Annotated in this window: 26 protein-coding genes; 24 read left to right on the top strand and 2 right to left on the bottom strand. The window is 35.9% G+C overall.

The window, feature by feature from the left end; all coding sequences use genetic code 11:
• Window positions 1-108: 108 nt before the first annotated feature.
• Both ACIQ38_RS07375 and ACIQ38_RS07380 read right to left on the bottom strand, forming a co-directional pair.
• Window positions 109-921 carry an ATP-grasp domain-containing protein gene (locus tag ACIQ38_RS07375; RefSeq protein WP_402820282.1) on the bottom strand — a complete coding sequence of 271 codons (813 nt, stop codon included), beginning with the start codon at window positions 919-921 and terminating at the stop codon, window positions 109-111.
• Window positions 918-1,796 carry an ATP-grasp domain-containing protein gene (locus ACIQ38_RS07380; RefSeq protein ID WP_402820285.1) on the bottom strand — a complete coding sequence of 293 codons (879 nt, stop codon included), beginning with the start codon at window positions 1,794-1,796 and terminating at the stop codon, window positions 918-920. The genes ACIQ38_RS07375 and ACIQ38_RS07380 overlap by 4 nt, the downstream gene beginning before the upstream one ends.
• 88 nt (window positions 1,797-1,884) lie before the next feature.
• Here ACIQ38_RS07380 and ACIQ38_RS07385 point away from each other — a divergent pair, with 88 nt between their 5' ends.
• The 24 genes from ACIQ38_RS07385 (at window position 1,885) to ACIQ38_RS07500 (ending at window position 24,520) form a co-directional block, all read left to right on the top strand.
• Window positions 1,885-3,108: a bifunctional folylpolyglutamate synthase/dihydrofolate synthase gene (locus ACIQ38_RS07385; protein ID WP_402820287.1), complete on the top strand. Its 1,224-nt coding sequence runs from the start codon at window positions 1,885-1,887 to the stop codon at window positions 3,106-3,108.
• 99 nt (window positions 3,109-3,207) lie between these two features.
• Window positions 3,208-4,911: a sensor domain-containing diguanylate cyclase gene (locus tag ACIQ38_RS07390; RefSeq protein ID WP_402820290.1), complete on the top strand. Its 1,704-nt coding sequence runs from the start codon at window positions 3,208-3,210 to the stop codon at window positions 4,909-4,911.
• Between the two features lie 87 nt (window positions 4,912-4,998).
• Entirely contained in the window at window positions 4,999-5,436 is a 438-nt protein-coding gene (locus ACIQ38_RS07395) for a type IV pilus modification PilV family protein (protein ID WP_402820292.1), read from the top strand.
• Between the two features lie 3 nt (window positions 5,437-5,439).
• A complete protein-coding gene (locus tag ACIQ38_RS07400) occupies window positions 5,440-5,886 on the top strand; it encodes a PilW family protein (protein WP_402820294.1) in 447 nt (148 codons plus the stop codon).
• Window positions 5,887-5,888: 2 nt separating this feature from the next.
• Window positions 5,889-7,493, top strand: a complete 1,605-nt coding sequence (locus ACIQ38_RS07405; RefSeq protein ID WP_402820296.1) for a DUF7305 domain-containing protein — start codon at window positions 5,889-5,891, stop codon at window positions 7,491-7,493.
• Window positions 7,494-7,746: 253 nt separating this feature from the next.
• Complete coding sequence (locus ACIQ38_RS07410; protein ID WP_402820298.1) at window positions 7,747-9,099, top strand: VanW family protein; 1,353 nt, start codon at window positions 7,747-7,749, stop codon at window positions 9,097-9,099.
• Between the two features lie 28 nt (window positions 9,100-9,127).
• On the top strand, window positions 9,128-10,792 hold the full coding sequence (locus ACIQ38_RS07415) for a GspE/PulE family protein (protein ID WP_402820300.1): 1,665 nt from the start codon (window positions 9,128-9,130) through the stop codon (window positions 10,790-10,792).
• A 10-nt stretch (window positions 10,793-10,802) separates the two neighbouring features.
• Window positions 10,803-11,843 (top strand): type IV pilus twitching motility protein PilT, encoded by a 1,041-nt coding sequence (locus ACIQ38_RS07420; protein ID WP_402820303.1) that lies wholly within the window; start codon window positions 10,803-10,805, stop codon window positions 11,841-11,843.
• The gene (locus tag ACIQ38_RS07425; RefSeq protein WP_402820305.1) at window positions 11,843-13,048 is read left to right on the top strand and encodes a type II secretion system F family protein; all 1,206 of its coding nucleotides are present in this window, start codon (window positions 11,843-11,845) and stop codon (window positions 13,046-13,048) included. Before ACIQ38_RS07420 ends, ACIQ38_RS07425 begins: the two co-directional genes overlap by 1 nt.
• Window positions 13,049-13,131: 83 nt before the next feature.
• Window positions 13,132-13,602: a prepilin-type N-terminal cleavage/methylation domain-containing protein gene (locus tag ACIQ38_RS07430; RefSeq protein WP_402820308.1), complete on the top strand. Its 471-nt coding sequence runs from the start codon at window positions 13,132-13,134 to the stop codon at window positions 13,600-13,602.
• Between the two features lie 115 nt (window positions 13,603-13,717).
• Window positions 13,718-14,689: a type IV pilus biogenesis protein PilM gene (gene pilM / locus ACIQ38_RS07435; RefSeq protein ID WP_402820310.1), complete on the top strand. Its 972-nt coding sequence runs from the start codon at window positions 13,718-13,720 to the stop codon at window positions 14,687-14,689.
• Window positions 14,689-15,276, top strand: coding sequence for a hypothetical protein (locus tag ACIQ38_RS07440; RefSeq protein WP_402820312.1), 588 nt, complete (start codon window positions 14,689-14,691; stop codon window positions 15,274-15,276). The genes pilM and ACIQ38_RS07440 overlap by 1 nt, the downstream gene beginning before the upstream one ends.
• Window positions 15,273-15,998: a hypothetical protein gene (locus ACIQ38_RS07445; RefSeq protein WP_402820315.1), complete on the top strand. Its 726-nt coding sequence runs from the start codon at window positions 15,273-15,275 to the stop codon at window positions 15,996-15,998. The genes ACIQ38_RS07440 and ACIQ38_RS07445 overlap by 4 nt, the downstream gene beginning before the upstream one ends.
• 12 nt (window positions 15,999-16,010) lie before the next feature.
• Complete coding sequence (locus tag ACIQ38_RS07450; RefSeq protein WP_402820317.1) at window positions 16,011-16,766, top strand: prepilin peptidase; 756 nt, start codon at window positions 16,011-16,013, stop codon at window positions 16,764-16,766.
• Window positions 16,767-16,852: 86 nt separating this feature from the next.
• A complete protein-coding gene (locus ACIQ38_RS07455; RefSeq protein ID WP_402820320.1) occupies window positions 16,853-17,491 on the top strand; it encodes a hypothetical protein in 639 nt (212 codons plus the stop codon).
• A 94-nt stretch (window positions 17,492-17,585) separates the two neighbouring features.
• Window positions 17,586-18,188, top strand: a complete 603-nt coding sequence (locus ACIQ38_RS07460) for a Maf family protein (protein ID WP_402820324.1) — start codon at window positions 17,586-17,588, stop codon at window positions 18,186-18,188.
• Entirely contained in the window at window positions 18,185-18,883 is a 699-nt protein-coding gene (gene radC, locus ACIQ38_RS07465) for a RadC family protein (RefSeq protein WP_402820327.1), read from the top strand. The genes ACIQ38_RS07460 and radC overlap by 4 nt, the downstream gene beginning before the upstream one ends.
• 94 nt (window positions 18,884-18,977) lie before the next feature.
• Entirely contained in the window at window positions 18,978-19,997 is a 1,020-nt protein-coding gene (locus tag ACIQ38_RS07470; RefSeq protein WP_402820329.1) for a rod shape-determining protein, read from the top strand.
• 13 nt (window positions 19,998-20,010) lie between these two features.
• Window positions 20,011-20,916, top strand: coding sequence for a rod shape-determining protein MreC (gene mreC, locus ACIQ38_RS07475; RefSeq protein ID WP_402820332.1), 906 nt, complete (start codon window positions 20,011-20,013; stop codon window positions 20,914-20,916).
• Window positions 20,913-21,440: a rod shape-determining protein MreD gene (gene mreD, locus ACIQ38_RS07480; protein WP_402820335.1), complete on the top strand. Its 528-nt coding sequence runs from the start codon at window positions 20,913-20,915 to the stop codon at window positions 21,438-21,440. The genes mreC and mreD overlap by 4 nt, the downstream gene beginning before the upstream one ends.
• 37 nt (window positions 21,441-21,477) lie before the next feature.
• A complete protein-coding gene (gene minC, locus ACIQ38_RS07485) occupies window positions 21,478-22,149 on the top strand; it encodes a septum site-determining protein MinC (protein ID WP_402820338.1) in 672 nt (223 codons plus the stop codon).
• 1 nt (window position 22,150) lies between these two features.
• On the top strand, window positions 22,151-22,951 hold the full coding sequence (gene minD, locus ACIQ38_RS07490) for a septum site-determining protein MinD (protein ID WP_402820341.1): 801 nt from the start codon (window positions 22,151-22,153) through the stop codon (window positions 22,949-22,951).
• Window positions 22,952-23,385: 434 nt separating this feature from the next.
• The gene (locus ACIQ38_RS07495; protein WP_402820344.1) at window positions 23,386-23,931 is read left to right on the top strand and encodes a hypothetical protein; all 546 of its coding nucleotides are present in this window, start codon (window positions 23,386-23,388) and stop codon (window positions 23,929-23,931) included.
• Window positions 23,924-24,520, top strand: a complete 597-nt coding sequence (locus ACIQ38_RS07500) for a site-2 protease family protein (RefSeq protein ID WP_402820347.1) — start codon at window positions 23,924-23,926, stop codon at window positions 24,518-24,520. The genes ACIQ38_RS07495 and ACIQ38_RS07500 overlap by 8 nt, the downstream gene beginning before the upstream one ends.
• Window positions 24,521-24,568: the final 48 nt, after the last annotated feature.

Below are 24,568 nucleotides of genomic sequence, written 5' to 3' on the forward strand. Positions count from 1 at the left end.
GGAAAAAGAGCAAGTGGACGTGAAAATATGTCCGCTTGCTCTTTTTAGTTGTAAAATCTATATTTTAGGAGATGTTTTAGACCCCTTAAAAAAGAGTGCAGCCGATTATCAATCGGCGCACTCTGTTTCTGTTAGTTTCTTATTTATATAATTCATAATCGGTATAGCAATATCTTCTCCAGTTGTTGCAAAATAGGATCTTGCTCCAACTGGATCTTCTATTTCATTGAATAGCCAATTTCCGTCGGGAAGCAGTAGAAAATCTATCCCGATGTAATCACTTTTTAATGCTTTAGCGATTTTTTGCACATCCGTAACTTGTTGGTTAGTTAAACTATATTTTTCTACCTTACCACCAAGAGTGAAATTAGATTTGAAACTATTTTCTGCACCAATCCGTTTCACTGCACCTATTACTTCTTCGCCTAACATAAATACCCGCACATCTGTTGCCTTTGTTTCGATATATGTTTGTGCGATGATTGTTTGAGATTCGTGCTTTTCTAGGAAAATAGTAGCCTCTTCTTTTGTTTGAACAAGCTCTACTTGCGTTCCACCGTAGCCATCCACTGTTTTCAACACGGATGGATATTTTGTGAAATCATTTATGTTTTGTATTTTCTTAGTTGGAACAGCTGCTATTCCAAGAAGCTGAACGAGCTGAATCGCTTTTAATTTATCATTCGCAATGACATTCACTTCTGCCCGATTAAACATTGAGACATTCCGCTTTTCTAATTGCTTAGCAAGTTTAGGATTTCTTGCCCTGAAAAAGATGAAATCCGCTTCTGGTATAGTAGTATTTTCATCATCTATAACTGTAAGAGTGAGTCCATGACTTTCGCCAGCATTTATTAGCCGATCTATAAAATTTCGATTGCGTTCGATTTCTTTTGATTCATATATTAATAGGCCGTTCATATGGTAACCGCTCCAACTTTGGAAAGAATATAACTAATCATATAGTCTCCAACATTGATACCAGTTACATTGTATATATTACGGATATGGGCAACCCCATTTACTTCACATACTAATGGTTCTTCCTGTTCTCCGAATAATAAATCGACACCTGCAAATTCGGCGCCAAGTGCAGCGGCAGCTTGAATCGCTACTTCTTTTTGTCTTTCCGTCAAAATAATAGGGGAAGCAGTTCCGCCATTTGTAATATTGGCGCGGAAATCTGTTTCGGAATGGCGATGCATGCAAGCGACTACTTGTCCGCCAACCACATTTACGCGAATATCTCGCCCTCGACTAGTCTCGATAAATTGTTGAAAAACGTATTCGACTCCACTAAGCTCTGCTACTTTTTCGAAGAACTGTTTTCTTGTTTCGATTAAATATACACGCATGCCAAACGATCCGTGTGCTTCTTTGATAATCATCGGAAGCTGTATAGTTGCTAGAACTTGTTCGTAATAACCTGTATGCTCTATGGAAAAGCCAGTATACACTTTAGGTGCAATGATTGTGATAGGCATTGGTACTTGTGCTTGTGCTAAAGCGATATATTGCTGTGCTTTATTGTCACAAATTTCAATGACATTTGGATCATTAAAAACAGGGATTCCTAGATTTTTTAAATATTTTGCTAGCAATATATCTTTATCAAGAAAGACGACAAAATCGGGTCTTGTTGGTAAGGATTGCTGGACATTCATAAGCAACTCATAGTTTTTCACTAATGTCGCTTGGATTCCTTGTTTTTCAGCTGCTTCTTGAAGGAGGAGCGCCTGGTCGATAAATTTATCGTGAGTAAGACTACCGTTGTATACAATCCAACATGTTTGCATAATGAAAGACCCCTTCGATTGCGTGTTATAATAGTGTTCATAAGAAGTTTAGCACGAAAAGAACAAAGACGAAAGTAGGCAGAAGTACGTGGAAATAACAAATTTTAATAAGTACAAAAAAAAGTGGAATATAGATAGTGAAACGGTGATAAAACCTGGACTTGAGTCTATACTAATAGCTTTAAATAAATTAGGGAATCCCCAAAATAAGCACCAAGTTATTCATGTGGCAGGCACTAATGGAAAAGGATCGACCATTGCATTTTTAAGTGCACTAGCAAAAGAGCATGGTCTTATCTATGGTTCGTTTACCTCACCAAGCATAGTGGATGTCCATGATCAAATCCAAATAAACGGTCAAAACGTAACAGAAGAGCAAATGGATAAAGCTTTCGAAAAAATGCAAGGAGCAGGGCTCAGTGGCATGCTCACTGATTTTGAACTATTAACAGTAGTTGCGTTTCTTGTAATGGAAGAATTACCACTGGATGTTGTTTTTATCGAGGCGGGTATGGGGGGAAGATTGGATAGTACAAATGTGATGGAAAAATCTATCGCGGTAATTCCAAGTATCTCGATTGACCATACAAATTTTTTAGGAGATACTGTCGAAAAAATAAGTTGGCATAAAGCAGGAATCATGAAAGAGAATGGCAAACTAATATTAGGGGCACTAACAGAAGAGGCAAAAGTTCAAGTAAATAAAGAAGCAAATGAAAAAAATGTACAAATTATAGAATTTGAGAAAAGCTTTGCTATACAAGATAACACGTATACTTACGGAAAAAATATATTCGAAGACCTGCACCCCCAAATGTTAGGAAGACACCAACTATCTAATATGGCTCTAGCAATTACCGCGCTAATAGAAAGTGGCGTGCCATTAGATGAAAAAAAAGTTCAAACGGCTGTAAAAAAAGCAAGTTTACTCGGTAGAATGGAAAGAGTAGAAGAAAATGTTTATTTTGATGGTGCGCATAACGAAGCTAGTATTAATGCTCTAGTAGAAACGATAAAAGAAACATTTCCGAACAATCAAATCCATTTTATCGTTGGTATTTTAAAAGATAAGGATTATATATATATGCTAAGAAAATTAGAGGATGTCGCAAGCTCTTTTGAATTTGTAAATTTTCATCATGAAAGAGCACTTCCAGCTTCCGTTTTATATAAACACTGTTTGCACAATGAAAAACGTATTACTAAAGATGTAGATAAGATTCATATTAAAAACAACCAAAATCAAGATGTGACTATTATCACGGGTTCATTATATTTTATTACAGAAATAAGAGAGAAAATGGTTAATTAGTAATTTAAAGATTCTAATAAATTCGTGTACAATTATAAATAGGTAAGAGCATGCTAATTGTCTTAGTCAGAAAATACTAAAGAGGTGGAAAATAGTTCTATGGATATTTCGACCAAAGCAAAAAAGAATATTTATATATTATGGCTATTAGTAGTACCTCTTGGTACTTATCTAGCTTATCAATACGCTCCCATCCGAGAAATAGATTGGGAAATAATGATATTTCTCGTAGTATTGGCACTACTGACGACTATTTTTCCGTTCTTTATATCTGGGACAACGATGATTCTAGTTCAATGGGTTTCAATAGCCATCTATTTGAATTATGGTATCTTCGCAGAATTGTTAGTCATGCAATTATGCTTAATACCCATCGCTTATCACATGAAAACGAATCGAGAAAACGCTTACCGAATTGTATATAGCTCTTTTATGTTTTTTTTAGTATCAGTCATATGCGGTGCGATTGTTCATTTACTTGGGTTTCAACTTGGTTCGTTAGTCGTGAAAGAAGTATTAATATTCGGTTCTATTTATGCAATCTTATATATTATACTTAATCATTTATTTTTATATGTTAGAGACGTGCTTGTAGGGCTCAAACCTAACTTTTTCACGAGAGATTTTGGCTGGGATGCAATTGGATTACTTATGACTTTACCATTTGGATTAAGTTTATATTTTCTTCAAAGTTATGTTGGCACAAGTGCTTTTTGGCTACTTGGAGTGCCATTTATATTGATTACTCTATTAATAAGATTGTATAGTGATTCGGAAAAAGTGAATAGCGATTTGAACAAAGCTAGTGAATTCGGTCATGAATTGGCAGAGCGGATGACGAGTAAAGAGATTATCGATATGTTCATAGATAGAATTGCTAACATGTTTCCGATGGATGCTGCTTATATTGTTGATGATTTATATGGAAGTTTCGAAATATTGCGTGCTATTGAAGATGGAGAAAACAGAGACCTACACTTTGCACATGAAGAGCTGGCCAATAGCCTAGCAGGAATCGTTTACGAAAAAGGAGTTCCAACTTTATACAACAAGCAAAGCGAATGGATTCATATTAAGCCTCCATTTTTAAAATTGGAAATGCAAAGTGTCATGGCTGTTCCCATCTATCGTAACCAAAAAATAGAAGGTGTCTTAGTATTAGCATCTCGCAATAAATATTCTTTCGAGGCCTATCAACTTAAGATCGTCCATTTACTTTGCTCCTATTTCGCGGTGTCGGTGGAAAAAGCCAAATATGTGAGAGCTGCGGTCGCTAAAAGTGAGCGATGTGAATTAACGAAATTGCATAATTACCGTTACTTAGATAGGCAGCTTGAATCTGATATGGAAAAATTGTCGCTCGGACAATATAATTCCTTGTCATTAATCATGATGGATATTGATAAGTTCAAGGCAGTCAATGATACGTTTGGGCATCACAGTGGAAATCTTATTTTACAAGAATTTGCCCAAATCATTAAAAGGGAAATTGGAAGTAGCGGTACCGTTGCAAGATATGGCGGAGAAGAATTTGTCATCTTACTACCGAACTATACGAAAACGGAAGCGCTTCATATAGCAGAACAGCTTCGTCAAAAAATAGAACAAACCCCGTTTATCGTCCAAGCAGATTTAGACCAAGCTGCCAGTGAGAAAATCATTTTCATCACAGCAAGTATTGGCGTTTCTACTGCACCCGATGATGGCGATGAAGGAATGTCGCTACTTCGTAATGCGGATAGAGCTCTATATACTGGGGCCAAGCAGGCTGGTAGGAATCGCGTTGCGGAGTATGTAAGATAAATGTTATAGTGAATTAGAGCCAATTAGATTATGCTAATTGGTTTTTTTTATAATTGAATGCGTAAATTGCTGGAAAAGGGAATGATAATGATGAGAAATAAAGTACATACTTGTTTGAATACAAAGGGATTAACTCTTATTGAAATTCTAGTATCTATCACATTGATTACTATAATATTAACTGCTTTTTTTTCATTATTTATACAATCTGCTAGAACTGGAAAAACTTCAGAGGAAGTAGTGGACGCTACATATATAGCACAAGCAGAGATGGAAAAATTATATGAAATTAGTAAAAACGGAGATTTAAACTCTGTTAATGAAAAATTAATTACTTTAAATTATTCACAACCTAATTCAAATGAATATTTCTTTACAAAAGAGGCAAATGGATTATTCGTTCATTTAAAATTGAAAAAACATTTTTACCCCGGAATGTCTTATCTAGTAATAGAAGTTTTTGAACAAGAGAATGGAACACGTCCTAGGGCTAAGATGGAAACGATTTTGGAATGGGGGTCATAAATTTTGCGAAAACTTTGGAATACTGAAAAAGGTATCACACTCGTTGAACTTCTTGCAGCTATTGTGCTTGCAAGTATAGTGATGGTACTAGTTTATAATGTTTTGATGGCGGGTAGCAAACAATACAAATACCAACTTGAAAAAAACAATCAATTAACAGAAATCTCTTATGCTTTAAAAATGATTACAAAAGATATAAGAAAAACAGAAAACCCTCAAATAATTAATGGTAGTCAAATAAGGCTAAACGATGTCAACTATTTAAAAGATGGTAATACGATTACTAGAAATGGTGTTGTTATTGCTCATTTTATTCAAGAATTTGATGTGAAAGAAATTGATGTAGGGGAAAGCGATAAAAAGTGGATTATAGAAATTAGAAGCTTAAATCAGGCAGGAAAAGAAATATCTGAAAAAACCGAAATCTATCTAAGGAAAGGGGATGATTAAGTTTGAAGTTAAACACTTTGAGAAAAGTCCACCATTTAAATGCAAATGGTTTTACACTTTTAGGTGTATTGATGGTATTAGTTCTAATCTGTGTTTTAGGAGGAAGCATACTATTGGTTACTAGTAATAGTTTAAAATTGTCTGAAAATGAACGAATTGATCAATCCACTTTTTATATTGCTGAAGCAGGTATTGTTGTGACCAGGAAAGATATCGAGGATAAATTGCAACAAGCATATGAAGACGCATACAGAGATACGAAAAGATACTATGATAGTCTGACTAACGAAAAGAAAATAGAATTTAATTTTGTAGCTGAATTAGAAAAAAACTACTTAACTCAAGTAACAAATTTACCTAAAACGTGGACAGTAAAATCCAACAGTGAAGGAGATAGCTTTAAATTTGATTTTGAAACTAATTATAGTGAGGATAATGTTGGGATTATACCCGTTGTAGCGGTGTATGTCACCAGAGAAGGACTTGATTATATGATGGAGTCAATTGGTAAAATAGGCAACAAGGAACGAACCGTTTCTCAAAAACTGATAGTCAAACTTGATGTTGGGAACCTAGGTGAACTTGGAACACCGGGAATACCTGGAACACCGGGAACTCCTGGACAAGGGGGAGGGCTAATTGAAGGATTACCTCTAGATACAGCTATAATGGTGAGAAATGAAGTGAAAATCAAAAGTTCAACTGTTACTGGGAACATTGCAACATTGAAACCAGGTGCTAAAAGCATAACGATAGACTGGGGTGTCCCAACTATTAATGGCTCCTTTTATGTACCCAGCGGTTCAGAAACGACTGCTTTAACACAACCAGCCTATATGGGATTTTCCCCTAAAGTAAATGGGGCAAAGATGGGAAGCATGCCAACACTACCTTCCTTTCCAACTCCACCAACTTATAAGTCCTTAAGTGACATTATTTCACCTGGAGATGGGGCTACCTCCTTGAAATTGCAAAATAATAGCTCAATAGGAAATATAAAAGTATCAGGTAGTCATGTATTAACTTTAGATATTGGGGATACGGATAAGGAACTTGTTTTAAATAATTTGGAAATTAGTGGTGCTGCACAGATCGTTATTAAAGGTACTGGGAAGTTCACTTTACATGTAAAAAACAACTTTTACGTTACAGGAAGCGGTAAATTTAATGTTTTATCATCTAATAAAAATACAGAAATTTTTTACTCAGGAAATGAGGTGTTAGGGAAAAACTTTGGGGGCGGGGCTGAAATATATGCTTCTATATATGCCAAAACAGCAAATGTAGATATCTCTTCTAGTACAAAGGTACATGGAAATATTCTTTCGGGTGGCGGTTCATTTATAGTGCGCGGGGAGGGGAAAGTAGGTCCTTCTTTATATTTTGCTCCAAATGCACATTTTGAAGTTAGAAATAGTGGAAAAGTCACCGGCACAATTATTGGTAATTCAATTAGTATGGAAGGGGAAGGTTTAGTGAAATTTGGGGAACCGCAATATAATACATGGATTCCCGGGACACCTAGCACTCCAAGTATTCCTGGAACTCCGCCATCCCAAGCTCCTAATCCGGATTTAACAAAAAGGGAGCCTTTGGTTGAAATTTGATTATATCATCCCGTAGAGTTTATTTTATTAAACGTAAATAAACTAAATTGGGATTGTTATCCATTGTAATTAGGAGGTATGGACTGATTTTTATTATTTGATTGATTCCAAAGTTCTAATTAAAATTTATTTATTTTCTAATTTTATGTTAATATATGAAAAAGGTCATATACAATGAATGTCGCTATATTGTATTATAATTACAGCGTTTATTAAACTTAAAAAGAAAAGGTTATTGATCGGAGGAATGATGATGAAAATACTTACAAAAATTATTACTCTTATCTGTTTAGTTACGCTCTTTATCTATTTATTATTGCCAGAAAGTAATATCGCATTTTTAAAAGTAGATGCTAAATCAGAAGGTTCTACAATCGGTGGTATAGAAATAGAAGATTTAGATAAAAAAGAAATAACTAGTCGTTTAGAACTAGCGATTGAAGATTGGAAGAGGGACACCAAGTTAGAACTAGAAGGAGAAGGAATAAATTTAGCACTAGATACTAACTATTTCTCTTTTGATATAGAAGCTTCTGTTAATCAATACTTAAATACTTCACAAAAGCCTTGGTATGCATTTTGGAAATCAGATTCAATTGTACATATTCCTCTTCAAGTTACAATGGGACCAGAGTTATTAGCATTAATTGAAGAAAATTCACTATTGAATAAAGAAGAGACTATCGAAAACATTAAAGACCAAGTTGGTATATTAACAAAAGGACCCATTGAAGCAGTTTTAGAGGACTTAACAGTATTAGAATCAGAGCGTATTGCCTTTTCACTCGAACAGGTATCTGTAAATGCGATTGGTTTGTCAGAAATTATTGCAGCATTGAATGAACAGGTTATATCTACAGGCGATGTCTTTTCTTTTTTAGAGAAAACGTTCGAAATAAATGGTGTATATAATGACGGAACCGCAGATTTTGTCGCTTCATTGTTATACAGCCTAATATTAAAAACGGATTTTGAAATTGTAGAGCGATATTCCCAAGGAATTATGCCTACATATTTAGAGCCTGGAATAGAGGCAGACATTGATTCAAATGCAAATAAGGATCTTAAGTTTATAAATAAGAGCAACCCGGCAGTATTAAAGGTGAGTTTGAAAGATTCAAGCTTACTAGTTGAGTTATACTCTCTTCCCGTTGAAACGTTAGGTGAGTATGAAGTGCGAGATAGTCAAGTTGTTAAACCGCGAACAATTTATCGTTATTCCTCCGACTTAAAAGCTGGAGAGGAAGAGCTTATTCAAGAAGGAACCCCGGGGTTAAAAGTAACCGTTTATCGAAAAATTTCTGATAAAAAAGGTCCTTTTGAAAAAGAAGAAATTATCAGCCAAGATTATTATTCGCCGACTCATCGAATAGTAAAGAAATCTTCATTATCATCTGAAACAACTCCTGTAGTCGACCCTGATTTGGAGATTGATTTGAACGCGGATGGTTTGCCAGATATGGAAAACGGTAATTCCGGTAATAATACGGATAAAAACACTGATAAAGATGAAGAATCAAGTAAAACAGATTCAGAAGATGATTTAGATTCGTTACCAGAGGGTAGCTATTATGATAAGGCAGGAAATATCATTACACCAGAATAAAAGAATTAAATGGTTAGGGTGACGTCTCGTGAAAACTAATAGTCGTAAACTGCTAGGGGATTTACTAGTTGAATCAGGAATAATAGACAATACACAGCTGCAATTTGCATTGTCCCATAAAAATAAAGATGAAAAATTAGGAGATTATTTAATCAGTGAAAACCTAATCACCGAACAACAGCTTATAGAAGTGTTGGAGTTTCAGCTAGGCATACCCCATGTCAATCTCAATCAATACTCTATTGAACCGGAGCTTGTACAATTAGTGCCGAAAGAATTGGCCAAACGTGCAAATGTAATGCCACTTAAGAAAAACAAAAATAGACTTTTGATAGCAATGGCTGATCCAATGGATTATTTTGCTATCGAAGAAGTGCGTATGGCAACAGGATGTCAGATTGAGACAAGTATTGCAGCCAAAGATGATTTATATCGCACGATAACAAAGTACTATGATTTACAAGAATCAATGGATCAAGCATTGATAGATATGACACCGACAGAAATAGAAAATGAAAACCAAATTACAGATGAAGATTCTCCTATCGTTCGATTAGTGAATCAGATTATTGCAAATGCTGTGGCACAACGTTCAAGTGATATTCATTTTGACCCACAAGAAACGGAACTAAAAGTTAGGTATCGTATAGATGGTATGTTAAAAACAGAACGTGCATTACCAAAATACATGCAAAATGTAATCTTAGCACGTATCAAAATTATGGGTAATCTCAATATTACGGAAAATAGGGTACCTCAAGATGGTCGTATTAAAATAACAGTAAATATGAGAGCGATAGATATCCGACTTTCGACACTTCCTACTATTTATGGTGAAAAAGTAGTAATGCGTATTCTAGACATGGGCAATGCATTAAATGATTTAAATAAATTAGGTTTTAATGAGAAAAACTTACTAGCTTTTAATAAAATGATTGAACATCCAAATGGAATTGTTTTACTTACTGGACCAACAGGTTCAGGGAAATCATCAACTTTATATGCTGCTTTAAACAAACTGAATAATGAAAGAGTTAATATCATCACAGTAGAGGACCCGGTGGAGTATCAATTGGCAGGTATTAATCAAATTCAAGTGCGAGAAGAAGTAGATTTAACTTTTGCAGCTGGTCTTCGTTCTATTCTGCGTCAAGATCCAGATATAGTAATGGTTGGTGAGATACGAGATTTAGAAACTGCACAAATTGCAGTAAGAGCTTCATTAACAGGACATTTAGTGTTAAGCACTCTACATACCAATAGTGCTGTAGAATCTGTATCAAGATTAAGAGATATGGGCATAGAACCATTCTTACTATCATCTTCATTGATAGGGATAGTTGCACAACGTTTAGTAAGAAAAGTTTGCAGAGATTGTGGAGAATATAGCAAACCGAATGAACGTGAAAAAGAAATCTTCTCTGAACATGGGATGATGGTGGAAAATGTTCGACGAGGAAAAGGTTGTCCTGTTTGTAATCAGACTGGATATCGTGGAAGGATCGCTATTCATGAAGTATTAATGGTAGATGATTTCGTTAAAAATACAATTTTAACTGGAAAAAGCCCAGCTCATCTTAGAGATTATATGAAAGAAATAGGATATTTAAGTTTACTAGAGGATGGACTATTGAAAGTAAAAGACGGGCTTACGACAACAGAAGAAGTGCTACGTGTAGCCATAGTTAATTGAGGTGACTTATATGGAATTCGGTATTATTCAATTACTAGAAAAAACTTTTTATGATAAGGCTTCAGATCTTCATTTAACAGTAGGGGTAACGCCAGTTTTTCGTGTAAATGGAAAGCTTAATTCCTATGGTGAGTATCTATTGACAGAAATAGATACGAAAAGGATGTTAGAGGAATTATTATCTCCTGCCAAAATGGAAGAGTTTGAATTAAAAGGAGAAATCGATTTTAGCTATGCCCTACCGGGACTATGTCGTTTTCGGATCAATGCTTATCATCAACAAAACAATATAGCTATTGCTATCAGAATGATTGAATCTAAAATTCCTTCTATTGAAGATTTAGGGATGCCCAATATACTTTATACACTTGCTGATAAACCTCAAGGACTTATTCTAGTGACAGGTCCTACCGGGTCTGGTAAATCTACGACACTAGCTTCGATGATAGATTATATTAACTCTACTACATCTAAGCATATTATTACCTTAGAAGATCCGATTGAATATGTGCATACACATAAAAAGTCTATTATCAATCAGAGGGAAGTAGGAACAGATACGCAAAGTTTTTCTAATGGATTAAGAGCTGCTTTACGGCAAGATCCAGACGTTATTCTTGTAGGAGAAATGCGAGATTTGGAAACCATATCTACTGCAATAACAGCCGCCGAGACTGGACATTTAGTAATGGCGACACTCCATACAAGCAGTGCGCCTACTACAATTGATCGAATAATAGATGTGTTCCCGCCTTATCAACAGGGGCAAATAAGAATACAGTTAGCTAATGTTCTACAAGGGATTGTGTCACAACGATTGTTTATTCGAAAAGATGAAAAAGGTCGTGTTGCAGCTACAGAAATTCTTATGCAAACGCCATCTGTTGCCAATCTTATTCGAAATGAAAAAGTATATCAAATACAAAATGTTATGCAAACGAGCCGAGCGCTTGGGATGCATACACTAGAATCATCTATTCAGCAATTAGTCTCAACAAGCAAAATTTCCCTAGAATCTGCAAGACCATATATGAATGTTGGTGACTACTAATGGTGGTCTATAAATATACGGGTAGAACCTCTAGAGGAACTATAAAAAAAGGGATTGTAGACGCAGCCAATAAACAGATGGCAATTACTAGGCTACGTACTCAAGGCATCAATCCACGTGAAATAGAAGAGTCTAAAAGCATTCTTCATAAAGAGTTATCTTTAGGTGGTAAAGTACGCAATCAGGACTTTGTTATTTATAGTCGACAGTTCGCTACTCTTATAAGAGCCGGGGTTTCTATATTAGAATCTACAAAAATCTTAGCAGAGCAAACTTCCAGTAAACCATTAAAAAAAGGACTGCAGGAAGTGGAAGAAGATGTTCGGTCAGGATTATCTTTTTCAGACGCAGCAGCTAAAAACCCAAAAGTCTTTCCAGCTTTGTTTGTCAATATGATCCGAGCTGGAGAAGCCACTGGTAATTTGGATGAATCTTTGGAAAGACTAGCATTCTCTTACGAAAAACAGTTTAACTTGAAGAAAAAAGTTCAATCTACTCTGGCTTACCCTGTAGTTTTACTATTTTTAACTATAGTCGTTTCGGTATTTTTAATGCTAACAATTGTTCCTCAATTTGTTTCTATGTTTGAAGATATGGGGGCAGAATTACCGATGATTACTAGGTTAGTAATGGGACTAAGTGAATCACTTCAGTCCTCTTGGTATATATACGCAATACTTTTCTTGATTGTAATTATTATTTTTAACTATCTATATAAGAAAAATGAGCAATTTAACTATTCGATTCATTTAATCCTTTTAAAAATACCTGTGTTTGGAAAACTGCTTCAAAAGTCAGCTATTGCTCGTATGACACGAACACTCTCTTCGCTTTTTAGTAGCTCAGTGCCTATATTACAAGCATTGACAATCGTTGAAAAAGTCATTGGGAATCCAGTTGTAGCTAAAGTTGTAAGAGAGTCAAGGACAAGCCTGGAACAAGGTAGTACCTTATCAGCTCCCCTTGCGAAAAGCTGGATTTTTCCTCCATTAGTTACACAAATGACTTCCATAGGGGAATCTACAGGCTCCCTTGACTATATGCTTGAAAAAATAGCAGACTTTTACGAGGATGATGTCGACCGTACTGTAGATACGTTAAAATCGTTAATTGAACCTTTAATGATAGTCTTCTTGGCCGCCATTGTAGGAACAATTGTGATGGCCATTATGATACCTATGTTTAGTATGTACGAACAAATTTAATTTTTTCCATTTGAAGGAGGTGAAATTATATGATAAATGAAATAAAAGAGCCAAGTGAAATAACAAATAAAGGAGCTAATCATATGAAAAAAATGAGAAAGTTATTAAAAAATGAAAAAGGTTTAACACTAATCGAGTTACTAGCGGTAATCGTAATTCTAGCAATCGTTGCTGCTATTGCTGTACCAGCTATTGGGAATATTATTGAGAATAGTAGAGTAGGAGCAATTAAAGCAGATGCACAAAACGCAATGGCCGGTGCGCAGCTTTATTTCACTGAAAATGAAGATCAAAATACAGTAACAGTAGAAAAATTGGTGACTGATGGGTTTTTAGAGGATGCAGCCTCATTAGAAGCTGCTAAGACAACTACTACGATTACAAAAGTTACTAGCGGTGGTGGAAATACTATCAATGGTACGGGTAGTGCTGGTGGAATGACTGTTAAATTTAATGATGCAACTAATGCTGAAATTAGTGATCATAAAAATAGTAATAGAGATAATACTGGTAAGGTTGTTGCTTCAGAAGGCACAACATCAACAGGAGAATAAATAGACTTACAGCAGCTCCACGCTGCTGTAGTCCCTTAGTTTTATCATTGAGCAAATGAATACTTCATTTTCTGAACCATAAAACTAATTACAGCTAAATATGGGGGAGAAGAATATGTTTAAAAAGAAAGCGAAGCGCTATGTTGCTTTAGATATAAACGAATATATATTAAGAGCTATAGTGATGGCTGGTAATGATATTTCGCAATCAGCTATTTATGAGTATCCTTTAGATAAAGGGATTTATGATGGGGATATTTTAGAAGATGAGATGGCTTTGTATGAAACGTTAAAGACACTTATACATGATTGGAGTATTAAGCGTTTTGATGTACGCTTTTTTGTGCCGGATAGTACTGTGATGATGAAATCGTTTGAGCATCCTGCAGATGTAACCTCTGCTAAGTTAAAAGGATATGTTGAGATGGAACTGGGACAAACGATTCACTTGCCTTTCTCACAACCGCTTATCGATGTGTATGATTTTAAACCCAATGATGGAGAGGCTGTTTTGTTTGCGGCACCTTCTGAAGAGATAAATAAAATCGCTGGATTATTAGACGATTTACATCTAGATCCAGTTACTGCAGATGTAAGAGCATTAGCTACTATACGCTTTTTAGAGAAGACAGTTGGTTTGGAAGAAAATAAGAGCTATTTAATAACTGAATGGTCTATATCAGGCGTTTCGATCAGCATTTATACGGGAGGAAATGTTGAGTTTCTTCGCTATCAATCTATTGATACATTTAAGGAAAAGTGGCAAAGTAAAGGGAACCAGCATGAAATCAATTTTGTTTACGACGGAGAACCGGAAGAATATCGAGCACAATTGATCGATCAAATTGCTGAAATCGAAAGAATTTTAAACTTTTATCGCTTTTCTTTGTATAAGGGAGAAAAAGCGGTGGATGAAATAATTACATTGGGGGATTCGCCGGAAATGGATTATATTGCTTCTGAGATGAAGGCGAATTTTGTCACTCCCGTTACATATATCGAAGATTCTCAAGTACAAAAATATCATCCTAATTTAAAGTCTAAGCATATTCCACTTATTGGACTTATATATAGGGAGGCATGGTGATGGTTCCAGAGATAAATTTATTGCCTAAAACGGAGCGGCAAAAGTCCAATTCAATTTTATTGCTTGTTATTAGTTTGATTTTACTTTTAACCATTCTTTTATTGTTTTTTATTCAGTATTTGACTGTTAAGAGAGATATTGAAACCCTCGTTGCTGAAGAAACTTATTCAATGGCAGAAAAGGAAGATTTAACGCAGGTAGTAGATGATTTAAGGATGTCTGGACAAGGGGATCTTCAAACCTCAGTGACTTTTGCTGAGCGTGTTTCATATCCTGTGAGTCCTTTACTTATAGAAGTAAATGCATTATTGGAGCCACATACATATTTTCGACAATATGAATTCGTAGAACGAAGTATTCAAATCTCAGTAGATGTAGAAACGTTGAAGAGCTTGTCTTTATTCGTTGATAAATTACTAATTAGTAATTATTTTTCGGATGTAAAGGTTGAGAGTGTCACCAACTTTGAGCTTTCTAATTCGGAGGAAAACGTAGAAAAAAAATATGAGATTATTCCACGCTACGCTGCAGTTTTAACTTTAGATATTGATCAATCTTACTTGAAAAATGGAGGTGTCACTCCATGAACGAATTAGTTAGCAATAAACGAACGGCATTTCTATTAATCGCTGCCCTTGTGGTTGTTTTGTTAGGGGCAGTTTACTATTTTGTCCTGCAACCGCTAAAAGATGAAAGGGTATCGAAGGAGAGAACTGTCCAAGTTTTACAAGGAGAGGTAGCTGCTTTGAAGGAGGAATATTCTTCTGCTCAATTGGAGGGGGGTTCTTCAGAGAATACATTTTTCCTAAAAACGCAGGTTCCCTTGACCCGTGAATTAAATGAAATTGTTCGCTCTATAGAAGAGGTTGAATTGCTCAGCGATTCGAAAATTCTTTCGGTGGAGTTTAATAATTATGATGAAACCCTTGAGGAGTCTCAGTTGATACTAGAAACTTCTGAGGTAAACGAGGAGATTGAATCAGAAAGCGAAGATGTATCAACAGAAGAACTATCAACTATAGATGAAACAGCAGGCGAAACATCTGATGGACCGCCAGTTTCTCCAGTCTCTGAAGTCGTTCTTCCTGAAAAATTAAAATTAATCACCTTCAATATTTCTATTTTGGCAAAAAACTATGATCAGCTAGTATTATTTGTAGAAGAAGTAGAGAATTTAAAACGTATCTATCGTGTTGATCAGGTTATTTTGTCAGCACCCGGCGAGGAGCAACTTTTGGATAAAGATCAAGATGACGATATAGCAGCTACAATACAACTGACTACGTTTTATCATGACGAACAGGATTAATGGAGAATGGAAATGATTAGTGTGTACATTTTATTGTTTTTCATATACGGAATCATATTCGGTTCCTTCTTCAATGTAGTTGGTCTTCGTGTGCCAAAAGGCGAGTCAATCGTAAAACCTCCTTCGCATTGTACAGTTTGCGATCGCAATTTGACTATAGTAGATTTAGTTCCTGTGTTTTCCTATCTTTTTTTGAAAGGAAAATGTAGGGGATGTGGGACGAAAATAAGCTGGATTTATCCAGTGATGGAGCTTGTGACGGGATTATTATTTGCATTTGCTTATGTTCAACTTGGTTTTTCGGTTGAGTTGATTGTTGCTATTTTATTTATTTCCATGCTAGTTATTATTACTGTTTCTGATTTGGCGTATATGTTAATACCAGATAAAATTTTACTGTTCTTTTTAATTCCTTTAGCTCTTGCCCGGGTATTTTCTCCGCACTCGCCATGGTGGGATAGTATTCTAGGAGCGGTTATTGGGTTCGGTGTGTTATTTTTAATCGCGCTTCTGTCGAAAGGTGGTATGGGCGGTGGCGATATTAAGTTATTTTTTGTAATTGGTATTGTTTTAGGGATGAGTAATACTTTATTGACATTGTTTTTAGCTTCGGTTATTGGAACGGTTATTGGTATCATCGTATTGCGAAAAGCGAAAAAGGGCAGGAAAACACCCATTCCGTTCGGTCCATCGATAGCTATTGCGGCGATACTAGCTTATTTCTATGGAAATTCGCTTGTCGATTGGTATGTGAATTTGTTTTTTTAACTCGATAAGTTTTTAGGACGAGCCGACATAGGTCTCGTCTTTTTTTATGTCTTTCGTGATAAGGTTGTGAAAAAAGAGGTGATGTTATGCCGATTAGAAGGCGAAATCCAAGAAAGAAGATAATATTAGCGGGCGTTCAAGGACTTATTATTGGGGTGGTGGGGGTATTACTATTTGGTTTTATTCTTAATTTAGCAAATGATAAAAAAGTAGAAGTTGTAAAGGAAGAAGATACGACGCCAACTGCAGAACAATCCACGGATGGGAAAATAGAAGTTGCTGCAGATGGGGCATTGTCTTTCCATGTAAAACAGTATGGTATGTTTTCTTCAAAAGAAAGTGCCATCTCTTTTATGGCAACGCAGCCTACTTTAGAAAAAGCAGCTATCGTACAAGTAGAGAATCAGTTTTTCGTATGGAGTGATTTATTTTTAAATGATGTACCGACTACACAAACGGAAGCACTTCCTAGTTTTACGAAAAATGTGTTTGTTTCTACTAGTGGGTGTGAAGATCCAAAAGTGAAGAAGTTGGTTAATATTTTGCAAGAAGATAATATATCTAAAAGTTTTTTTGAGTCGATTGCTAAAAAAGAAGATTATCCAGATGATCTAATGACTATTGTACAAGCGGTATCAGCGTTTTCGGACGTTTCTTCTGTTATGAGATTGCATGTATTTTCTCATTATGTAGAAAAGAATAATTGTGTAAAATTAAATTTTTGAGTTAAAAATGAGGGTAAAATGAAATAGTTTTGTTTTTTAGATAATTTTCCTTTTTTCAATTTTTTTGTATGCTATTGAAAAGGAGGAATTTACATTGAAATTAACAACTAATTATTCATTTATACTAGCGAGTGAGTCGCCAAGGAGAAAAGAGCTGTTTGGTAAATTAGCTATCCCATTCGAAGTACAACCAGCAAATATTGAAGAAGTGGTAGAAGGAAAGCTCACTCCAGAAGATATGGCAATTTCAATTGCTTATAAGAAAACGGTACCGATTGTTGAAAAAAATCCAAATGCAATTGTAATTGGAGCAGATACAATTGTTCATTTAGAGCAGGAATCATTAGGCAAACCGACAAGTCAAGATCAGGCAAAAGCATATTTAAAAAAACTTTCTGGTCGCACTCATACTGTGGTGACAGGTGTCTCTATCCAAGGCAGCGGGACAAGTATTAGCTTTGCTGAGTCTACGCAAGTAACCTTTTATGAACTAACGGATGAGCAAATAGATGCTTATGTAGCAACGGGAGATTCTTTGGATAAAGCAGGTGCTTATGGCATACAAACGATGGGAGGACTATTCGTAAAAAAAATAGAAGGTGATTACAATAATGTAGTAGGATTACCAATCAGTCGTTTGTTTCAAACGTTATTGACACTTGAAGTGATCAAGTTTGAGAAGGAGTGGAGCAAATGACCGTCAACGTTCCAGCTTCTTTAATGATTCGCGATGTTCATCTAGCCGACCGCCCAAGAGAAAGGCTCATTCGGCAAGGTGCACAGAGTTTATCCAATCAAGAATTAATTGCAATCTTGCTTCGTACAGGTACGAAGCAAGAGTCTGTTCTCATCCTAGCCAATAGAGTGCTTAACTTTATCGAACAAATTCAAGAATTAAAAAACACTACGCTAGAAGAAATAATGTCCGTCAAAGGGATTGGAGAAGCAAAAGCAGTCCAGCTTCTCGCAGCTGTTGAGCTAGGAAGAAGACTTTCTCAACAACAAACGGATGAAAAATTTACGATACGTTCTCCGAAAGATGCCGCTACTTATTTAATGCCAGAAATGTCTTCACTTAAACAAGAACATTTTGTTGCTCTTTTCCTTAATGTCAAAAACCAAATCCTTCATAAACAAACAATCTTTATCGGTTCCCTTAACGCTTCCATAGTACATCCAAGAGAAGTATTCCGCGAAGCCGTCAAACGCTCTGCCGCCTCAATTATTTGCGCGCATAACCACCCTAGTGGAAACGCTTCTCCTTCTCCTGAAGATATCGATGTAACAAAAAGATTAATAGAAGCAGGACTTATAATGGGCATCGAAATTATCGATCATTTGATCATTGGAGACCATCAATTTATCAGTCTTAAAGAAAAGGGGTACATGTGACACTGTGCATTTTTCTTTCTATCCGTTATAATGATAGTTATGACTTTAAGACAGCTAAGTGAAACTTGCTTGAGATAGAAAGGGAGTAAAAATTGTGTTTGGATTTGGATCAAGAGATTTAGGAATTGACTTAGGAACAGCGAATACGCTTGTTTTCATTAAAGGAAAAGGAATTGTATTAAGAGAACCTTCAGTTGTAGCGAAAAATGTACAAAACGGTTCCATTGTTGCAGTCGGAAATGACGCAAGAAATATGATTGGTCGTACACCAGGTTCTATCGTGGCGATTCGCCCGATGAAAGACGGGGTTATTGCGGATTTTGATACGACATCTGCAATGATTGAATACTATTTAAAAAATGCGATCAAAGCATCTGGAATGTCATGGAGCAAACCAAATGTAATGATTTGTGTACCATTTGGTATTACTTCAGTAGAACAACGTGCGGTCATCGATGCAGCAAAACAAGCAGGAGCACGTGATGCGGTAACAATTGAAGAACCATTTGCTGCTGCAATCGGTGCGAATTTACCTGTTTGGGAACCTACGGGAAGTATGGTCGTTGATATAGGTGGAGGAACTACTGAAGTGGCCGTTATTTCACTTGGTGGTATCGTGACGAGCGAATCTGTTCGTGTAGGTGGAGACGCGATGGATCAAGCCATTACTAGTTATGTTCGTAAAACGTATAACTTAACAATCGGGGAACGTACAGCAGAAGCCATTAAAATGGAAATTGGTTCTGCAAGAGTAACTGGTTCGGAAGAAAAAATGGACATCCGTGGACGCGACCTAGTAACTGGATTACCGAAAACGATTGATATAACATCTACAGAAATTGCAAGTGCCCTTCGTGAGTCTATTGCATCTATTATTGATGGAGTAAAGAAAACGTTAGAGCAAACACCCCCAGAATTATCTGCAGATGTAATGGAACGTGGAATTATGCTTACTGGTGGTGGAGCATTACTGAAAAACTTGGACAAAGTAATTAGTGATCAAACTAATATGCCAGTATTTATCGCAGAAGATCCTTTAGATTGTGTTGCGATTGGTACAGGTAAAGCACTTGATCATATGGGCTTATTAAAGCGTCAACAAACTAGAAGTTAAGGAGAAGTGAGTTATGCCACAATTTTTTTCAAATAAGCGATTAGTTTTGCTGCTTGTAGGGATGATATTTCTTGTGGCACTCATCAGCTTTTCTTTGCGAGATCGAAATCATGCATCGTTACCAGAGCAATTAATTAAAGATGTGGTCGGTTTTGGACAAACTATGTTTTCCAAGCCGACCCAGTATGTTGTGGGGATTTTTAATAATGTCGAATCTTTACTTAATACATATGATGAAAATAAACGGTTGAAAGCAAGATTAGAAGATTATGCCACCTTACAAGCTAGTGTAAATGATTTAAAAATAGAAAATGATGAAATACGAAAAATTATCGATAAAGAAGAAAATCTTCGTGCATTCAATCCTATCCAATCTACTGTCATCGCACGTAATCCAGATCAATGGGAAGAAAAGATTATTATTGATAAAGGGGAAATACATGGTGTAGATGTCAATATGGCTGTGATGACTTCCCAAGGGTTAATCGGTAAAGTCATATTAACGACTCCATATACGTCGACAGTGGAACTTTTATCTACTCAAAATCCGAATTACCGGGTTTCGGCAGTTATTGCGGCGGATGAGCAAGAAGTTTTTGGTTTAATAGAAGGATATGACATAGAACGTAAAGAATTAGTATTAAAGAGAATCGATTCCGAATTCGAAGTGAAAAAAGGCCAAAAAGTAACTACATCTGGTTTAGGTGGAATTTTCCCGAAAGGTATTTTAATCGGAGAAGTTACCGAAGTGACGACGGATGATTATGGTTTGACTCAACTGGCGTATGTGAAACCTGCAGCGAGCTTTTCTATTTTAGATCATGTCATTATTTCGAAACGTACTATTAATCCTGTAGATGGGACAGATGGTGGAAATACAGAAGCTGATTTAACAGAAGGTGCAGGGGAAGAATCATGATTCGTTATGTAATAATCATTATTTCGGTTCTTTTGTTTTATATGGAACCGATTTTTGGACTTTTTTCGCCTATCGAATTGAATGGAGACTTTTATGTTTTAGTTCCTCGTTTTTTAATTATGTATTTAATATTTATCGCTATTTATTATGATCGAAAAAGAGCCATGCTTTATGGGTTGATTTTTGGACTCTTGTATGATGTCTTTTTCATTGATATTATTGGATTATATTCTTTTATTTTTCCGTTAATGTGTCTAGTAGCTAGTTTCATTGTAAAGTTTATACATCATCATTTACTTGTAGCTACTATTTTGACGCTTGTATTAGTAGCTGCAGTGGAAATTATTTTGTTTTTATTCTATACATTCATTGGTATTAAATCGATGACATTTACGGATTTTTATCAATTTAATCTCATCCCAACAATGATTGCAAATGGCGTATTTATCTTAATGTTTGGATGGTTGTTTAAATATATTCTTCTAAATCGGTTTAACCAAAAATTATTACTTCTTCAAAAATAATCGTTTTTGGCTAGACAGTAGATCTGAGGTGACTTGATTGACGAAAAAGCAGTTAATATCGATTAAAGGAACAAAAGAAGGGCTTGTATTACGTCTAGACGATCAGTGTTCATATACAGAGCTTTTAGAAGAGTTGGCGAAGAAGGTATCCGATGAAGGATTTGAAGGTCAAGCGAAAGTGCTGTTACAACTAGGATATCGATATTGCAATGATGAGCAGGCCAAAGAAATTATTAATTGTGTACAACAGACGGAGCATCTTCGAGTAACCAAAATTCAAAGCGATGTGATGACCGTCGAAGAATGTAATAGAAGATTGATAGAAAACCAATCCGAGACATACGTGGGAATCGTACGTTCTGGCCAAATCATAACAGCAGTTGGGGATTTGGTCGTCATTGGTGATGTAAATCCAAATGGTCGTGTGATCGCCGGAGGTAATGTATTTGTGTTAGGTAGATTAAAAGGAATTGCGCATGCGGGTGCAAACGGAAATCGAGATGCAGTTATTGCCGCGTCGTGGTTAGAAGCGACACATCTGATTATTGATAATGTCATTGAAACGATGACTGATGAGTTAGCTGTTCTTTCTGAACAACCGGAAATGGAATGTGCCTATTTACATACAAATGGTGCGATCGCCATTGATCGCCTGCAAGAACTACGCTTATTAAGACCAAATCTATCAACATTTAAAGGAGGAAGCTAATGTGGGTGAAGCAATTGTAATAACTTCTGGGAAAGGTGGAGTCGGTAAAACGACGACAACTGCAAATCTTGGAACTGCATTGGCTCTACAAGGCAAAAAAGTGTGTTTAATGGATACAGACATCGGTTTAAGAAATTTAGATGTTGTACTTGGGCTTGAAAATAGAATTATTTATGATTTAGTAGATGTTGTGGAAGGGCGCTGTAAAATCCATCAAGCACTTGTGAAAGATAAACGTTTTGAAGATAAATTATACTTATTACCAGCTGCTCAAACAACGGATAAAAACGCGGTAAATCCTGAGCAGATGAAAGAACTTGTAAATGAGTTGAAACGTGATTACGATTACGTATTAATCGATTGTCCAGCAGGCATCGAGCAAGGGTATAAAAATGCAATCGCTGGTGCTGATAAAGCGATTGTAGTAACGACACCAGAAATTTCTGCTGTTCGTGATGCAGATCGAATTATTGGATTATTAGAACAAGAAGAATCTATTGACCCTCCGAAGTTAATCATCAATCGTATTCGTCAGCATTTAATGACAAAAGGCGAAGCACTCGATATTAATGAGATTACGACGCATTTATCTATTGATTTATTAGGAATTGTTGCAGATGATGAAAGTGTTATCACTTCTTCAAATAAGGGAGAGCCTGTAGTAATGGACCCATCTAATCGTGCAGCACTTGGCTACCGCAATATTGCACGTCGTATTTTAGGAGAGTCTGTGCCGTTAATGTCTATGGACACGCCTAAAAAAGGTGTAATCTCTAAATTAAAATCTATTTTTGCTAAATAAAATTTTAAGTGTTAACTATTTTATATAGAAAGAAATCCGATTTGTTAAAATACCAGGGTATCGCTAGCTGTGCTAGTTAATACCCTGGTATTTTTTGCTGATGTTGTAAGGTAGTGCATGCTCGCATGGCTAATCAATGTGCGTATAAGCTCAGTAAACGCTCGTATGATGAAGTTATATGCTCGGATAAGGTACTTGAATGCTCGTATGGTTAATCAATGTGCGTATAAGCTCAGTGAACGCTCGTATGGTGAAGCTATATGCTCGGATAAGGCACTTGAATGCTCGCATTCTTTACTCAAGCGGAATGTTGTAGCAAATATATAGTCTGAAGCATATAAGTGAAAACGAAGGTTTATTTAATTTCCCATTCGCTTCTTTTTTGTTCATTTATTTGTACTTGCCATCATACATTCCTACTAGGGGGAATGGTTATGCTTTCAAAACGAAAATGGGTGCTGTCATTACTATTTGTGTTAGTTTTTTTCATAGTGGCCAACCTTGAGAAAAATAATACATTATCAACTAACTATACAAATGTGTTATTAGAACCTCAAAAGCCAGCTGAAGTTTATAAAAAAGTGAAGGCATGGGTAGAGCAGTCGGACAAAAAAATTAAAGTAAGTGCACCTGTGGCGGACCCTCCTCTAATCGAATATAAATCGATTCAACCTTTAGGTGATGGGGCCATCTTAGCTGTAGAAGAATCACAGGATTTATATGCATCTGAAAATGGATTGATTATTTTTACGGGTTATAAGAAAAACACAAGTAAAACGATGTCTATTTTATATGATACCGGAGAAACAGCCACATTTGGATTTGTAGCAGAGTTTCATCAACTACCCTATACTTCAGTGAGTCCAGGAGATATTTTCGCAACGGTGGAAAACGAATTATTATATATTCAAGTAGAAAAAGACGGGAAAAACTTAGAAATGAGCGAACTTGTTGATTGGCTAGCAGCAACTTATGAATAAGCGGGTATTTAAAGTACATCCTATTATGATCCCGTTTTTTCTTTTTTTTTATTTGTCTGGGGAAATCGCAATCTATTCGATTGTATTTGGCTCCTTGCTTATTCATGAAGTTGGTCATTTAATCGCGGCAAAATTAGTAGGGATAAAAGTGCGATCTTGCACCATTTTACCGTACGGCGGAGAGATTAAGATGGAGCAGTTTTCGAAAGTGTCAAAAAGTGGCCAGCTATTTGTCATATTCGGAGGACCATTTTTTACATTTTTGCTTATGATTTTTAGTTATTTCATCGACTTTCCGCAAGATCATTTTATATTTTTGACCCAATTAATTATTTTATGTTTGAATCTTCTTCCTATTTATCCTTTAGATGGCGGACGGGCATTGGATGCGCTATTTCCAGCTAAATATGAGATGTTGATTGGCTTTTCTATTTGGAGTAGTAGCCTTATTTTTTTGCTTAGTTTAGCCTATTTTCCCCAGGCAATATCAGTTTCGCTCATTTTTTTGTTTATCGTTTTGCAAAATTATGCTTATTGGAGATTTCGAAAGTACAAGCTAGCATTTGATCAAATAACGAAAATCGCTTGACGTGAGATTTTATATGTGATAATATTCAAATGTTATTGTTTGTAGCAG

The sequence above is a fragment of the Psychrobacillus sp. NPDC096389 genome (assembly GCF_044762855.1).
Lineage (GTDB): Bacteria > Bacillota > Bacilli > Bacillales_A > Planococcaceae > Psychrobacillus.

What these genes read in the sequence shown, in the direction of transcription:
- ACIQ38_RS07375 (WP_402820282.1), bottom strand. Translation starts at nt 921, where the DNA reads ATGAACGGCCTATTAATATATGAATCAAAAGAAATCGAACGCAATCGA.
- ACIQ38_RS07380 (WP_402820285.1), bottom strand. Translation starts at nt 1,796, where the DNA reads ATGCAAACATGTTGGATTGTATACAACGGTAGTCTTACTCACGATAAA.
- ACIQ38_RS07390 (WP_402820290.1), top strand. Translation starts at nt 3,208, where the DNA reads ATGGATATTTCGACCAAAGCAAAAAAGAATATTTATATATTATGGCTA.
- ACIQ38_RS07395 (WP_402820292.1), top strand. Translation starts at nt 4,999, where the DNA reads ATGATGAGAAATAAAGTACATACTTGTTTGAATACAAAGGGATTAACT.
- ACIQ38_RS07410 (WP_402820298.1), top strand. Translation starts at nt 7,747, where the DNA reads ATGAAAATACTTACAAAAATTATTACTCTTATCTGTTTAGTTACGCTC.
- ACIQ38_RS07420 (WP_402820303.1), top strand. Translation starts at nt 10,803, where the DNA reads ATGGAATTCGGTATTATTCAATTACTAGAAAAAACTTTTTATGATAAG.
- ACIQ38_RS07425 (WP_402820305.1), top strand. Translation starts at nt 11,843, where the DNA reads ATGGTGGTCTATAAATATACGGGTAGAACCTCTAGAGGAACTATAAAA.
- ACIQ38_RS07430 (WP_402820308.1), top strand. Translation starts at nt 13,132, where the DNA reads ATGAAAAAAATGAGAAAGTTATTAAAAAATGAAAAAGGTTTAACACTA.
- pilM (WP_402820310.1), top strand. Translation starts at nt 13,718, where the DNA reads ATGTTTAAAAAGAAAGCGAAGCGCTATGTTGCTTTAGATATAAACGAA.
- ACIQ38_RS07440 (WP_402820312.1), top strand. Translation starts at nt 14,689, where the DNA reads ATGGTTCCAGAGATAAATTTATTGCCTAAAACGGAGCGGCAAAAGTCC.
- ACIQ38_RS07445 (WP_402820315.1), top strand. Translation starts at nt 15,273, where the DNA reads ATGAACGAATTAGTTAGCAATAAACGAACGGCATTTCTATTAATCGCT.
- ACIQ38_RS07450 (WP_402820317.1), top strand. Translation starts at nt 16,011, where the DNA reads ATGATTAGTGTGTACATTTTATTGTTTTTCATATACGGAATCATATTC.
- ACIQ38_RS07455 (WP_402820320.1), top strand. Translation starts at nt 16,853, where the DNA reads ATGCCGATTAGAAGGCGAAATCCAAGAAAGAAGATAATATTAGCGGGC.
- radC (WP_402820327.1), top strand. Translation starts at nt 18,185, where the DNA reads ATGACCGTCAACGTTCCAGCTTCTTTAATGATTCGCGATGTTCATCTA.
- mreC (WP_402820332.1), top strand. Translation starts at nt 20,011, where the DNA reads ATGCCACAATTTTTTTCAAATAAGCGATTAGTTTTGCTGCTTGTAGGG.
- mreD (WP_402820335.1), top strand. Translation starts at nt 20,913, where the DNA reads ATGATTCGTTATGTAATAATCATTATTTCGGTTCTTTTGTTTTATATG.
- ACIQ38_RS07495 (WP_402820344.1), top strand. Translation starts at nt 23,386, where the DNA reads ATGCTTTCAAAACGAAAATGGGTGCTGTCATTACTATTTGTGTTAGTT.
- ACIQ38_RS07500 (WP_402820347.1), top strand. Translation starts at nt 23,924, where the DNA reads ATGAATAAGCGGGTATTTAAAGTACATCCTATTATGATCCCGTTTTTT.